The 14,266-nt window shown below is 38.6% G+C and carries 13 protein-coding genes and 1 riboswitch; of the genes, 6 read left to right on the top strand and 7 right to left on the bottom strand.

The genetic code is table 11. The features are described 5' to 3' along the window. Positions 1–147: 147 nt before the first annotated feature. On the bottom strand, positions 148–1,161 hold the full coding sequence (locus tag B2V92_RS11650) for a hypothetical protein (protein ID WP_293308052.1): 1,014 nt from the start codon (positions 1,159–1,161) through the stop codon (positions 148–150). Between the two features lie 211 nt (positions 1,162–1,372). Then, a riboswitch (SAM riboswitch) is annotated at positions 1,373–1,483 on the top strand. Between the two features lie 263 nt (positions 1,484–1,746). Here B2V92_RS11650 and B2V92_RS11655 point away from each other — a divergent pair. From B2V92_RS11655 to B2V92_RS11665, 3 genes are all read left to right on the top strand, one after another. After that, positions 1,747–3,078, top strand: a complete 1,332-nt coding sequence (locus B2V92_RS11655; RefSeq protein WP_293308054.1) for an O-acetylhomoserine aminocarboxypropyltransferase/cysteine synthase family protein — start codon at positions 1,747–1,749, stop codon at positions 3,076–3,078. Between the two features lie 30 nt (positions 3,079–3,108). Continuing rightward, positions 3,109–4,167, top strand: a complete 1,059-nt coding sequence (locus B2V92_RS11660; protein ID WP_293308056.1) for a homoserine O-acetyltransferase family protein — start codon at positions 3,109–3,111, stop codon at positions 4,165–4,167. Between the two features lie 165 nt (positions 4,168–4,332). After that, a complete protein-coding gene (locus tag B2V92_RS11665; RefSeq protein WP_293308058.1) occupies positions 4,333–5,577 on the top strand; it encodes a homoserine dehydrogenase in 1,245 nt (414 codons plus the stop codon). A 78-nt stretch (positions 5,578–5,655) separates the two neighbouring features. On the opposite strand, the gene B2V92_RS11670 is transcribed toward B2V92_RS11665, so the two are convergent. The 4 genes from B2V92_RS11670 to B2V92_RS11685 all read right to left on the bottom strand — a co-directional run bounded on the left by B2V92_RS11670 (position 5,656) and on the right by B2V92_RS11685 (position 8,126). Then, the gene (locus tag B2V92_RS11670; RefSeq protein ID WP_293308060.1) at positions 5,656–5,964 is read right to left on the bottom strand and encodes a hypothetical protein; all 309 of its coding nucleotides are present in this window, start codon (positions 5,962–5,964) and stop codon (positions 5,656–5,658) included. Between the two features lie 39 nt (positions 5,965–6,003). Further along, on the bottom strand, positions 6,004–6,801 hold the full coding sequence (locus tag B2V92_RS11675; protein ID WP_293308062.1) for a type II toxin-antitoxin system antitoxin SocA domain-containing protein: 798 nt from the start codon (positions 6,799–6,801) through the stop codon (positions 6,004–6,006). Positions 6,802–6,886: 85 nt separating this feature from the next. Next, positions 6,887–7,333: a hypothetical protein gene (locus tag B2V92_RS11680; RefSeq protein WP_293308064.1), complete on the bottom strand. Its 447-nt coding sequence runs from the start codon at positions 7,331–7,333 to the stop codon at positions 6,887–6,889. A 22-nt stretch (positions 7,334–7,355) separates the two neighbouring features. Next, positions 7,356–8,126 carry a queuosine precursor transporter gene (locus B2V92_RS11685; RefSeq protein ID WP_293308066.1) on the bottom strand — a complete coding sequence of 257 codons (771 nt, stop codon included), beginning with the start codon at positions 8,124–8,126 and terminating at the stop codon, positions 7,356–7,358. Between the two features lie 201 nt (positions 8,127–8,327). On the opposite strand from B2V92_RS11685, the gene B2V92_RS11690 reads away from it, so the two are divergent. Continuing rightward, positions 8,328–9,554 carry a multidrug effflux MFS transporter gene (locus B2V92_RS11690; protein WP_293308068.1) on the top strand — a complete coding sequence of 409 codons (1,227 nt, stop codon included), beginning with the start codon at positions 8,328–8,330 and terminating at the stop codon, positions 9,552–9,554. A 111-nt stretch (positions 9,555–9,665) separates the two neighbouring features. Here B2V92_RS11690 and B2V92_RS11695 read toward each other — a convergent pair whose 3' ends face one another. Together B2V92_RS11695 and B2V92_RS11700 are read right to left on the bottom strand one after the other, a co-directional pair. Next, complete coding sequence (locus tag B2V92_RS11695) at positions 9,666–10,349, bottom strand: PepSY-associated TM helix domain-containing protein (RefSeq protein WP_293308070.1); 684 nt, start codon at positions 10,347–10,349, stop codon at positions 9,666–9,668. Continuing rightward, positions 10,321–11,847 carry a DUF2271 domain-containing protein gene (locus B2V92_RS11700; RefSeq protein WP_293308072.1) on the bottom strand — a complete coding sequence of 509 codons (1,527 nt, stop codon included), beginning with the start codon at positions 11,845–11,847 and terminating at the stop codon, positions 10,321–10,323. Before B2V92_RS11700 ends, B2V92_RS11695 begins: the two co-directional genes overlap by 29 nt. Before the next feature lie 254 nt (positions 11,848–12,101). Here B2V92_RS11700 and B2V92_RS11705 point away from each other — a divergent pair, with 254 nt between their 5' ends. Both B2V92_RS11705 and B2V92_RS11710 read left to right on the top strand, forming a co-directional pair. Beyond that, positions 12,102–13,247, top strand: coding sequence for a methionine aminotransferase (locus tag B2V92_RS11705; protein ID WP_293308074.1), 1,146 nt, complete (start codon positions 12,102–12,104; stop codon positions 13,245–13,247). Positions 13,248–13,268: 21 nt separating this feature from the next. Next, entirely contained in the window at positions 13,269–14,075 is an 807-nt protein-coding gene (locus B2V92_RS11710) for a nitrilase family protein (RefSeq protein WP_293308076.1), read from the top strand. Positions 14,076–14,266: the final 191 nt, after the last annotated feature.

Consider the following 14,266-nt stretch of genomic DNA (forward strand, 5'->3'; position numbering starts at 1 on the left):
AATGAGGATGCACGAGAAAAGCGATTCTATCGCTGTATGAATTTCTCTCTTTGTGCATTAAAAATGCACATCTCAATAATCCTCGTTACAAACGAGGACAATAAAAAACCTATAAGGTCTCTAAGACTTTATAGGTTTTTATTAAATCTATTTCGGATTACAAATAGTTGTCAGTTTGAGCGAATAATTGGCTTCTAATGGCTCATTGGTCTGCGCCAAACGTTGCGAGCCTGTATTTGCCGGACAGGCAATATCCCCAGCTGCATCATAAACCAGTTTATTCCCGTTAGCCAATAGCTCTTTTGGTACATATACCTGAACTTTGGTAATCGAATATCCTGAAGGGAAATAACGTACATAATAGCCATCAGGATGTTTCGTCCAGATACCACTGGGCACATCGCTACGTGGTGGCGCCATTCCGGCAACAATAGCATATTTCTCCAGGTCGGCATAAGTATAATTACCTGAAGCCACCAATTGGCGGATATTATTTTCGGCTTCAAAAACAGCCCTCACACCCGATGGTAACTGATCTTTAGCCTTTTCCATCACATCAAATGGCAGAACACCCAATGCACCACCTTCCAATTGGGTAAGCTGTTTGGTTGTTAATAATTTTATAGCGGTTAATTTAACCTGACCGTTATAATCGGCAAATTTTGTTCTGGCAATAATCGTCCAAAGCAAGGCCTGTATATCGTGCTGCTCTACATCAGGATGTTTTTCGGCACTTTTAATGATAGAAACCACAATTTCTTCTTTCGGACCCAAAACCGGTGCAAACATATAACCATCTCCCTTTGATGGCGCAAAAGTTCCGGCTTTTAAGCAATAACTCTTATTGGTCATTTCGTATAGTCCTTCACATAAAACAAAACCACGTTCCGGATTTTTGGGCAATAGATACAATGGCTGGGCTTTTAATTTCAGTGAGTTGATAAAGTCGGGCATTTTTTCGCCTTCCCTATTCACATCTTCAAAGCTGGTTGTAATAGCGGCAGGTTGTTTTAAAAACTTGTCTACCCCTAAAGCCTTTGCCCCCTGGGCAGTTCCAACTTTTAATAATTTATCTTTTAAGCCTCCAAACTGGGCATTTACATTGTTTAAACCTGCCAAAACAAAGAGCAAGCCTAAACACAGGGATTTTGTGTTTTTCATTATGATTAGATTTAGATAGGCAACAAACTTATCATTTTAAGTATTAATTTTGTGTTAAAAGTTTTAAACGGTTAATAAATTATAAATTTAGCGAATTCATTATCAATAAGTTAACTTAAATTCAAAATTTTATTTTGTGGATTAAAATTAATTTCAGACATTTGAAATATTATTTGGCGGAAAGCTAAATAAAAGTCAATCTAAACAGGTTGATTTATAAAGAAGTGGCGAGAGACTGGCTCTAAGACCCACTGGCAACCCTCAGAAAGAGAAGGTGCCAATTCCTGACCGGATAACACGGTGTTATTTGGAGATATAAATTAGAACTGATGAAAACATTAAATCTTCAATCGCTAAGCGAGCCCTACGTAAACCTTAAAACAGTAGAAAAATCTTCTATTTCTTTTATTTGTTGCGATATGCGTGCGATTACCTGTATGTGCTGTTGCATACAGTAATCTAAAAATCTTCCTTTTTTGTTTCTTTTCAAACTGGAAGGTCCCGAAAAATCGGGATACGCCATGCTAGGTTTTAGGATCAACCTAAACTGCAATATCCAATCGTTTAACAAATAAAACAGAAATCATGTCTACATCATATAAATTTGAAACATTACAATTACACGCTGGTCAGGAAATAGATCCAACAACAGGTTCGAGGGCAGTGCCAATTTATCAAACTACTTCTTACGGATTTAACAACGCCGAGCACGGCGCTAATTTATTTGCGCTAAAAGAGTTCGGAAATATCTACACCAGGATTATGAATCCTACCAATGATGTTTTCGAAAAGCGTATCGCAGCATTAGAGGGCGGTGTAGCTGCTTTGGCTGTGGCATCTGGTCAGGCGGCCCAGTTTATTGCATTGAATAATATTTTGCAAGCTGGCGATAGTATTGTTTCTTCTTCGCACATTTACGGAGGAACTTACAACCAGTTTAAAGTTGCTTTTAAACGTTTGGGCATACAGGTAGATTTTGCCAATCCGGATGTACCTGAAGAATTTGAAAATCAAATCACCGATAAAACCAAAGCCATTTATCTCGAAACCATTGGTAATCCTGCATTCAGTGTGCCCGATTTTGAGAAAATTGCCGCAATTGCAAAAAAATATGATCTTCCTTTAGTAGTTGATAATACATTTGGCGCTGGCGGTTACCTGTTTAAACCTTTAGAGCATGGCGCTAATATTGTGGTAGAATCAGCCACAAAGTGGATTGGCGGACATGGAACAAGTATCGGCGGTGTAATCATTGATGGCGGAAATTACAACTGGGGCAATGGAAAATTCCCTCAATTTTCTGAGCCATCAGAAGGTTATCACGGTTTGGTTTTCAGTGATGTTTTTGGCATCGGCGGACCTTTCGGCAACATCCAGTTTATTATCCGCGCACGTGTTGAGGGTTTACGGGATTTAGGTCCTGCCCTGTCGCCTTTCAACTCTTTCCTTTTATTACAGGGTTTAGAAACGTTATCGCTACGTGTACAACGCCATGTTGATAATGCTTTAGAACTGGCCACCTGGTTAGAAAATCATCCATTGGTTAAAGAAGTACAATACCCGGGCTTAGCGAGCAGCAAATACAACAACCTGGCAAAAAAATATTTAAGTAACGGTTTTGGCGCTGTTCTATCTTTCGAATTGGAAGGAAGTAAAGAAAATGCCACACAGGTAATCGATAGTTTAAAACTGGTTTCGCACCTCGCAAATGTGGGCGATGCCAAAACATTAATTATCCAGCCTTCGGCAACTACACACCAGCAATTAAGCGAAGCCGAGCAGTTAGCAGCTGGGGTAAAACCAAACGCATTACGGGTTTCAGTCGGTATTGAGCACATCGACGATATTAAAGCCGATTTCGAACAGGCTTTTGCAGCCGTCAACGTGCCGGTTCCAGTAGAGAGTTTATTAGCCTAAACCCGTTCATTTTTCCGAATACAACAAAACATGAGTACAGCATCAGTATACAATTATAATAAACAGTTTAAATTAGAGAGCGGGAAAAAGATCCGCAACCTGCAGATTGCTTATCAAACTTACGGCAAATTAAATGCGGCTAAGGATAATGTAATCTGGGTTTGCCATGCACTTACGGCAAATGCAGATGTTTTTGAATGGTGGGAAGGTTTGTTCGGGCAAAATGCCCTGTTCAATCCGGAAGATCATTACATCGTTTGCGCAAACGTTTTGGGCTCGCACTATGGTAGTACCAGTCCGTTAAATATCAATCCGGTTAATGGCTTGCCTTATTATCTTTCATTTCCGCAGTTTACCATCCGAGATATGGTTTCGGCCCATCAGTTACTGGCTGCACACCTTGGCATTGATTATATTAAATTATTGATCGGTGGCTCTTTAGGTGGACAACAGGCAGTTGAATGGAGCATTTCTGAACCCAATAAAATAGAAAACCTGATTTTAATTGCCACAAATGCAGCACATTCTCCATGGGGGATTGCCTTTAACGAAAGTCAGCGTTTGGCCATTGCTACCGACAGGACTTTCTACGCCAACCAGCCAAATGGTGGCAGCAAAGGTTTAAAAACAGCCCGTAGCATTGCGCTTTTAAGTTATAGAACTTACAGTGCATATGGCAGCACACAGGTAGAAAGTATAAACGATAAAACCGATCATTTCAGGTCGTCTTCGTATCAGAATTATCAGGGGGAAAAACTGATCAACCGTTTTAATGCCTATAGCTATTATTATTTAACAAAAGCAATGGATAGCCACAACGTTGGCCGTAACCGCAAAAGTATTGCCGATGCCTTAAAATTGATCACAGCAAACACCCTGGTAATCGGAATTGAAAATGATGTATTGTTTCCGTTATCTGAGCAGCAATATTTGGCAGATCATATCACCGGAGCGGAGTTTACCCCGCTACATTCTGATTATGGCCATGACGGTTTCCTGATCGAAACAGACGCATTAACCAATATCATCGGAAATTTTATCAAAGAAAGCCGTAACAAGAAGATTATCAAGTTGCAGCAAACGGCCTAGATAGAAGAAAGGTTTAGGGCATAAAGGTAAAAGGCGGAAGGTTAATGGAAACAACCAAATTGTTGTAATCCACTAATCTGCGTAATCAATTTAACAAAAACAAAATATAATATAACCACAGTTAATCGGTGCAATCCGCTAATCTGTGTAATCAAGTTTAACATAATGAGTAAGAATTTAAAAATCGGTTTATTTGGTTTCGGCGTTGTAGGACAGGGTTTATTGGACATTATCCAGAGCCAGAACCTCAACCTGGAGATCATTAAAATTGCGATAAAAGATCCTAGAAAAAAGCGAACCCTAAATAAAGATCTGTTTACCACCGATCGTAATGAAATACTGAACAATACAGAAATCAATACGATTGTAGAACTGATCAATGATGCCGATGCAGCCTACGAAATTGTAACCACTGCATTAAAAAACGGTAAAAATGTGGTTTCTGCCAATAAAAAAATGATCGCCACTCACTTAAAAGAATTGGTAGATCTGCAGCAGGAACATGGTACTTCCCTATTGTACGAAGGAGCGGTTTGTGGCAGTATCCCGATTATCCGTAACCTGGAAGAATACTACGACAATGAACTTTTCCACGCTTTAAGTGGCATTTTTAACGGATCATCTAATTACATCCTTTCAAAGATATTCAACGAAAACCAGGATTACGATTCGGCATTGAAAGAAGCGCAGGATTTAGGTTTTGCAGAAACTGATCCGATTTTGGACGTGGGCGGTTATGATCCAAAATATAAGCTGGCAATTGCCACAGCGCATGCTTATGGATTGTTTGTAAACCCTGATACGATTTTAAATATCGGTATCCAGAACCTTTCGTCGCATGATATTAAATATGCTCGCGAGAAAAATTTCAAAATCAAATTGGTTCCGACGGCGCGCAAAGTAAACACAAAAGATATCGTTACTTATGTATTACCTAAACTGGTAACCAAAGACGATTTTCTCTACAACGTAGAAAACGAATATAATGCCGTGGCTGTTCAAGCGGCTTTTGCCGACAAACAGTTTTTCTATGGTAAAGGTGCCGGTGGCCATCCTACCGGTGCGGCTGTACTTTCGGATATTGCTGCTTTACGTTACGATTACCGTTACGAGTATAAAAAATACCATTCGGAAAATGGCGTAAAACATACAGACGAAATTTTATTGGAAATCTATTTACGTTATGCCGATGAAGACCTGATCACTTTACTGGAGTTTGATAACATCAGCGAGCGTTATGCCGCAAATAGCTATAAGTATGTGGTTGGAACGGTTAAACTGGAAAGTTTGATTAAAAACCGCGATCTGCTTCTGGATAAATCCGTTTTTGTAGCCTATACCGGCCGACAGATTTACAAACAGGATCAGTTAACAGAAAATGTTTTTGCCGAAGAATTGGCAACCCTATAATTTTAATTTTTAAGGTTAATTTTTTTATTTGTTTTGTTGTTAAGTACAAAGGTCGGAGCGAGTCCGACCTTTTGCGTTTTATTTAAAATGCGCTAAAATCCTGTCGCGATCTTCGTTAGCTTTATCGTTTTTATGATAAAGCTCAATGAATATGATTTTCTTTTCTTCAGCAAAATAAGCGTAAATCAATCTCAGACCTGTATTTACACCTTTCCCTTTTAATGATTTACAGGCCATCTTTTTAATCTTAATAACACAGGTGTTTAAACCCAAATTATCAATATTAAAACTAAACGGTGGCTGTTGGTTGGGGCGCGTATTCAGAATCCCTTTTACTATTTCGAGGTCATCATTTAATGTTCTATATTTTTTTAATAAAAATTTCAAATCCCTATTAAACTCTATCAATGAATCAAAGAGCATAGACTAGTTTTCTTCTTCATCATAAACCCTTACCGAATAAGGTATTTCCCTGTAAAATGCCAATTCATAACTGATATCGTTACCAATCTCCGTTACTTCCCATGGTAGATCCTTATGGGAATAATCACTTATCGCATTGGCAGACCAATCGCTCATTTGATCGATTACTTTATCGATTACATCCTTTTCGCTGGCTTTAAGCTTGGTTAAATTGGCTTTTTCTAAGGGTACAAATCGTTTTTGGGGAAAGCCCCTATAATCGGTTTTGATTTTTTCAATTTGTTTCAGTTCAATCATTTGATCAATGATTGCATCTAGTTTTTGGGGAACAGGGCCATAAGGCAGTTTTTTATAATTGGCACCGGTTAAATGTTCTTCGTATAACTCGTAATAATTAAAATCAGAAAAATAAAGCAGTTTATACAGTACGGTTTCGCCAACATTTGGTTTGCCTGAGCAACGCTCTAAAATGTAAAGCAAAATATTTTTGAACTTATTTACGTTTAGAGTTGGTACAGAAATACGCTCTTCAACTATAGCCTCATCCTGCTCCTCCGGCAGTTTAGCATGTTGTTTATTGTAAAAATCGCTTGAAACAAAATCATCCAGAGAAAAGCCCAAAATAACCGAGAGCTTTTGCATTTCGTTAAAACTAATGCCCCTGTTGCCAAGCTCAATTTGGGTTAGTGATGGACGGGAAATACCAATACTTTTTGCAAGATCATCCTGAGAGAAGCCCTTTTTTGAACGCAAATTTATAATGCGCTCACCAATTTCCTTTTTTGATAATTCATTTCCCATAGCACAAACATAAGAAATGTTTCAAAAACAAACAACACCATGATTTATTTTAAAACAAATCAATATGATAACGGAATTTTAAAAATTAAGGTTTTACCTTGATGTATTTTTCAATAATCACCCGGTCAACCCCGGCGGATTCAACCTTTTCAATTCCTTTCTGAATTAATGTATCCTGATGAATGGCCAGTTTAAAATTAAAGGTTTTACCTTCCCAGCTCTTGTTTTTATAATATTCAAGGTGCTCGGTATACTCCTCTCCTTTTAGAATAAATGTTCCGCCTCCTGCATCAAAGCTTGTGGTATCTTTCGGATCAAGGCTATGTTTCAAAAATGCAAAATGGGTATTATTAAACATCTTGATCATTTTCAATTTCCCAGAGTAATCTGTGGTTTGGCTTGTTCCTTTATCAATGGTTGTGGCAGAAATCAATTGCCAGGTACCTTGGATATCAAGGTCTTTTTTACTTTCATCTTTATTTGAACAGGCTGCCAACGAAAGCGCAGTAAAGAGCATTAAAATGTTTCTCATAACGGTGTATATTTGGTTTAAATTATCCTCTACCGGCCATTTTTATCAATTTATGGGCAAGGTCTTTTCCTAGATAGCCATCAATAATGGCATGCACCACATATAAAATAGGTGTCATTAAAATGGCTACAATAAATTTATAGGTATAGTTAACCAAACCTATAGCTGCAACCATTTGCCAGCTGTAATGGTACTGCGGATTTAAATAAAAAGCAATAAAAATGACCACAAAACTATCAATCAGTTGCGAAACCAGTGTCGAACCGGTGGCGCGTAGCCATAAAGCCCGTTCACCTGTAATCTTTTTAATGCGATGAAAAATTAAAACATCGGCAAGCTGTCCAATAATAAATGCAGTGATAGAACCTACAATAATCCACATTCCCTGTCCAAAAATCCCGGCAAATGCATTGTTCATATTAAGATCTTCCCCATTGATATTCTGATGCACCCAAAAATCGGCAGCACTTAAATGCATTGATCCCCAAACCACCAAAAAAGCAAATGCAATAAGTATTGAGGTAAGAATTGACAGGAAACGCACCTGTTTTACACCGAAATATTCATTAATAATATCCGTCATAATAAAAATAATTGGCCACGTTAATACACCCGCCGACATTACAAATGAAAGATTAGGGACCCCGAGCAGGTTGATATCGAACTTTTTAATTCCCAATGTTTCTTCAACACTGAATAATTTAACCCCGATAAATTCTGATAATATGGCATTGGCCACAAAAAAGCTACCCAGAACGAGCAGTAAACGGCTTTCTTTAGTTTTAAAAGTCATAGGCTATAAATCTAAAAATAAATCACAGATTTTGGTACAGGGATGATCTTATTTTTAGCAGAGATAACACAAAGATTACGCATATCTGTTACTGTAAAATTAGTTTGAATTAAATTGGTGATTTTTACAATCGTTCGACGTTAAAAATAGGTTGGCAACTTAAATCTCCCAATCTTTGCGCCATCAAATTCCGGTAATTTCATGGCTAAAAAACAACACTTTTTCTTAATACTTATTTTAGGTTCGCTGGCAGCGCTCGGTCCATTTTCCATCGATATGTACCTGCCTGGTTTTGTTGATATTGCAAAAGATTTAAAGAGCACCGAATCAACCGTAGCACTTTCTTTATCGAGCTTTTTTATCGGAATTTCGGCAGGCCAGTTATTGTATGGACCACTTTTAGATAAATTTGGGCGGAAAAAGCCATTATATTTTGGTTTGGCCCTTTATATTTTAGCTTCGGTTTGCTGTTTGGCCGTAACCGATGTAAACCAGTTAATTGTGCTGCGTTTTGTACAGGCCATAGGAAGCTGCGCCACAGCAGTTGCTTCGGTAGCAATGGTTAGGGATCTATTTTCAGTGGAAGAAAGTCCGAAGGTATTTGCTTCGCTAATGCTGGTTATCGCAGTTTCGCCTATGCTTGCCCCTACTGCAGGTGGCTACCTGATTTCGGCCCTTGGTTGGAAATATGTGTTTGTATTTTTAGGTTTAATGGCTGTTTTAATGTTACTGGCATCTATTTTCAAGTTACCTGAAAGTTATAAACCCGATCCGAATTATTCATTAAAACCCAAACCGATTTTAACCAGTTTCTTTACCGTTTTAAAAGAACCCCAGTTTTATACTTACGCATTAATCAGTTCGATTACTTTTTCGGGTTTGTTCGCTTATGTATCTTCATCTCCACAGGTATTTATGAAGATTTATGAAGTAAGTAAAACAGGTTATGGCTGGATTTTCGCACTATTATCAGTGTCGTTTATAGGATCTAGCCAGGTAAACAGCGTGATTTTAAAATGGTTTACGAGCAAAAAAATAGTAACCTGGGCGTTAATTGCGCAATGTATTTTCAGTTTGATATTTCTGGTTTTCGCTTTAAACAACTGGCTGGGTTTATACTCTACCATTGGTTTTATTGCCCTGTTTTTGGCCTGTTTAGGATTGATCAACCCCAATGCTGCAGCATTATCACTTGCGCCATTTACCAAAAATGCAGGTAGCGCTTCTGCTTTAATGGGTGCCTTACAGATGGGCTTAGGTGCACTGGCTTCGGTAATGGTAAGTTTGTTTAGTGAACATTCTGTAGTGCCTATGCCTTTGGTTATGACGGCAGCTGCATTTATAGCGTTATGCTGTTTATTTATTGGCAGGAGATTTATCACATCGGAAGTAGAAGCCTCTGGCGATTCAGCTGTTGCAGCACATTAAATAAAAGATAATATTTCTCTGTGTTTTGGTGCGTTATTTTGTTCGACCACAAAGGCACTAAGACACAAAGAAGTAAAACGGGTTTGCTTCTTCATGTCTTAGTTTTGAGTTTTACGGTACGAATAGCTTGTAAATAATATAACAGATAATCGTTCCAACGGCAGCAATAATAAAACCACTTAAGCGTTTCTTTTTGATAAAGCAGATCAGGATGATGCCGGAGATGGAGACCAATGTCATCAGCACTGCTGAAATATCGATTATCCACGACCAGGCCTTGCCCGAATCCCTGCCTTTATGCAGATCGTTCATAACGGCCACGGCACCAAACCTTGTAGTAGTTAATTCGTATTTACCTGTTTCACGGTCAATAAAAGAATCGGCAAGGTAACCAGGGCCGTTAAAGGTTAAACTGATTTCGCGGTCATCGATCCTAAAATCACTCAAAGCTCCTTTTACTTCATGTTTGCTCCTGAAAAACTCGACCAACTGTAGTTTATTGATTTTATTTGTATCAGGCTGGTTTACCCATTTTAAGTTTACCGCACCTGAATCTTTTACCACCACTTCCTTGCCCGATGTAAACCAATCGGCATGGTTTAAAGTTAAGCCCGATACAGCAAAAAACAACAGGATGGTAAAACTCACCATCGACAGGTAAATATGCAGCCAGCGCGATAAACCAGCTAAACGCTTCTTCCCTTTGCCTTTTCCGCTATCCTTTTTTACAGGCTTTTTTCCAAGGCCACTTGGTGCAGCAACGATATTATTTTTTTGGGATTTTTCTGTAGTCAAGGGATGCTGAAGCTAATTCTGTATTTGGGGTTAATTCTACTTTTTGTGCCGAACCTGTAAATTTCATTTCTTTCGAAATTACCTGATAGGTTCCGTGTTCGCGGGCTACTTCGATATAAACGGTATAAGTTCCTGCTTTTACCAGGTTTCCACTATCATCTTTTCCATCCCATGATAAACTGTATTTTCCAGGGCCACGGGTAGCAGAACTGGTTGAACTTAATTTTCCTTCTGCTCCTTTTTTAAATTCATCACCATTTGAGCGGCTCCATGATTTTAGATCAGGTAACCAACGGGGTTTATTATACCATATAGCCAGGTTACGTACCGGTGTTTTAGCGGCATCCTCAACCCAAACGGCAACAAACGGACGGCGGACACGTTTTCCATCGGTTGATTCGATATTGGCAATCTCCAAGTTTACAATCAGCTCATATTTCGTATTCCAAAGTTTATCTGCATAGCTGGTTTTATTTAAAGCAGATACTGTTTTAGCTGAAGGTAACTCATAGGTATCCCAGGCTTTATTTTTAATTTCTTTACCGTCTTTAGTAACCAATAAATAAGCCACATCTGTTCTGTTTGCAACTGTTCGCTCAATTTCCGAAACAGATAAAACATTAAAAGAGGTAGCTAAAGCGCCTGCTTCGCTCGCATCTGGTGCAATTACCGTTGCGCTGATAATCTCTGAGGCTGGCTTTCCCGTACGTGGATCAACAATGTGCGAATACCATTTACCATTTACACTAAATCCCCTGCGATAGTTTCCACTGGTAGCTACGGCCATATTAGAAACCTTGATGTTGGTTAGCGCATCAGCATTTTCGGCATCGGCTTTAGGGTTCGCTATTGCGATGTTTTCTGATTGGCTTCCCCTGATTACCATATCACCGCCAATATTTACCATTACATTTTCGATTCCTGTAGTTTGAATGGCTTTTTCTGCAGCTTTGTTAATAATGTAGCTTTTGGCGAAAGAATTTAAGGCCAAAGGCACGTCATCCAAACGGGTAACAGTTTGATTTTTTTCATCTAACAGATAATGTTTTTGTTTAACCAATGTAACTGCACTTTCCAATTCATTTGCTGATGGTAAACGGTTTTCGGCCGTAGCTTTCTTCCAAACATTACCAATCAATGCTGCTGAGGCATCAAGGGCACCATTTGTTGTTTTTTTATAGCTATCAAACAGCGCTAACACCTCGAATAACTCTGGAGAAACTTTGGTTGGCTGTTTCCCATTTCTCATCCATCTGCTAAACTCGCTCGAATTTTTGTAAGCACTTAAAATATTATCCAGCCTGTCTATTTCATTCAATGCATGCTGTTCAGCCAAATCTGCATCTGCCTGATTTGTTGTTTTAAATTTCAATTCTAAAGAAGTACCCAGTACATTCTCATAATTGGAAACAAATGTTCTTAAAGCTTTTTTGGGGCTCACAAATGCTGAAGCAGTGATGACCAATAAAAAGATGGCGGTTAGGTGTTTAAATTTCATTTAGGAATTTTTGAGATTTTAATGCAAAGAAAATGGTTTATCTGGAATAATTTTAAATAAGCTGAAATTATATTTGAAATAATACAAATTTCGGTACTGATAGATTTATTGCGCATTTGATTTATAGACATAACTCAAGGGGAAGGGTTTAATAATAATTGACTGAAAAATCATACTTCATTGCCATATTCCATTTTAGTTTTTAGCAATCCTGTTTAGGCTTTAAGCTTTTTTTTCCTATTTTCGCTTATACGATGCTGAATATACAATCTAAACTTCCTGGTGTAGGCACCACCATTTTTTCGGTGATGAGTAAACTTGCGGCAGAACACAATGCCATTAATCTATCACAAGGTTTTCCTGATTATGCCTGCGACCCTGATTTGGTTAAATTGGTAAATAAAGCCATGAAGGATGGTTTTAACCAATATGCACCAATGCCCGGCGCTACTTTTTTAAAAGAAACGATTTCGGAAAAAGTACAGAAACTCTACAACATAAAATACAACCCTGAAACAGAAATTACGGTTACCGCTGGAGGCACACAGGCTATCTTCACTGCATTAGCTGCTATTATCAACGCAGGTGACGAAGTCATTATTTTCGAACCTGCCTACGATAGTTACGCGCCAACCATCAAACTTTTGGGAGGTTTGGTTAAAACCTACGAACTGGCCCCGCCTGACTACGGTATAGATTGGGATATGGTCAAGAAGCTGTTTACTTCCAAAACCAGGATGATTATTTTAAATACACCGCAGAACCCTACCGGAAGTATTTTGTCATCAGCAGATATGGAATCTTTGATTAAACTGGTAACCGGTACCGATATTCTAATCTTAAGCGATGAGGTTTACGAACATCTGATTTACGATGAACAAAAACACCAAAGTGTAATGCTTTACCCCGAATTAAAACAGCGGAGCTTTATTGTAGCCTCGTTCGGTAAACTTTTACATGCTACCGGATGGAAACTGGGTTACTGTCTGGCTCCAGAAAAACTTACCAAAGAATTCAGGAAAGTACACCAATTTAACGTTTTCAGCGTTAATAGTCCCATGCAGCAGGCCATTGCCGAATACCTTAAACAACCTAAAAATTACACCGGACTTTCCAGTTTCTTTCAAAAGAAAAGAGATTATTTCAGAAGTCTTTTAGCCGAAAGCCGTTTTACGCTTTTGCCCTGCAATGGTTCTTATTTTCAGTGTGCAAGCTACAGTAATATCAGTGATGAAAAAGATACTGATTTTAGTATGCGCCTGATCAAAGAATTCGGAGTGGCTACCATTCCGGTGTCTGCTTTTTATCAGAAAGCAACCGACCATAAAATTATCCGCTTCTGCTTTGCAAAAGAAGATGCTACGCTTGAAAAGGCTGCTGAGAAATTAAAAAACGTTTAACGAGTTTAAAAACTATAAAAAATGGAAGCACCCGTTTATACTCAAATAGAAAATCTGAAAGTAACTGTCTTTCAGGCCTATCTTTTTTGGGAAAACATTGAAAAAAACCTGTTAAATCTGGCATTAAGGCTATCTATGGGTGTCCGGGAAAAAACCGACATCATCATTTTGCCCGAAATGTTCAATACAGGTTTTAGTATGAATTCTGAAGCGCTGGCTGAAGAAATGGGTGGAAAAACAATGCAATGGATGCAAAAAATGGCGCATCAGTACAACTGCGTCGTTACCGGAAGTTTGATTATAAAGGAAAACAACCAATATTTTAACCGTTTAATCTGGATGGAACCCGATGGAAAACACCAGCATTATGATAAACGGCATCTGTTTGGAATGGGCGATGAAGACAACCACTTTAGTCCGGGCAAAGAAAAACTGATCGTTGAACTTAAAGGCTGGAAAATCAGACTGGCCATCTGTTACGATCTCCGCTTTCCCGTTTGGTTGCGTAATGTAGATCAGGAATATGATATATTGCTATTGGTTGCAAACTGGCCCGACAGGCGCTCGGCACATTGGAAGGCGTTGATCCCTGCAAGGGCAATCGAAAACCAAAGTTACGTAATAGCGGTAAACCGAGTTGGGCACGATGGCAATCAGATTTACCACAGCGGATTATCCATGTGTTTAGATCCTTACGGAAATACCGTATACTACAAGCCCGAGGACGAAGATTTATATACTTTTAGCATCAATTACGAAGAACTCGTTAAAATCAGAAGGCAGTTTCCGTTTTTAAAAGATGCAGACAGATTTATCATCGAAAATTAAATTCCCAGATTCAAGTAAAAATTTCTAATATTAGTAAAACGATTAATCGGTTAGTGATAGGCGCTGAGCGTTTTAAATGATCAATAATCAGATCGCAATGACCAAACTGGAGTGATCGCCTCAAAAATTAACGTATGGCGCCTGGCGTTTTGAAGGGGCAATTAACCAGTTAACCTCCTGAGCGTAGCCGA

Source organism: Pedobacter sp. UBA5917 (assembly GCF_002432345.1).
In the GTDB taxonomy this organism is placed as follows: Bacteria; Bacteroidota; Bacteroidia; order Sphingobacteriales; family Sphingobacteriaceae; genus Pedobacter.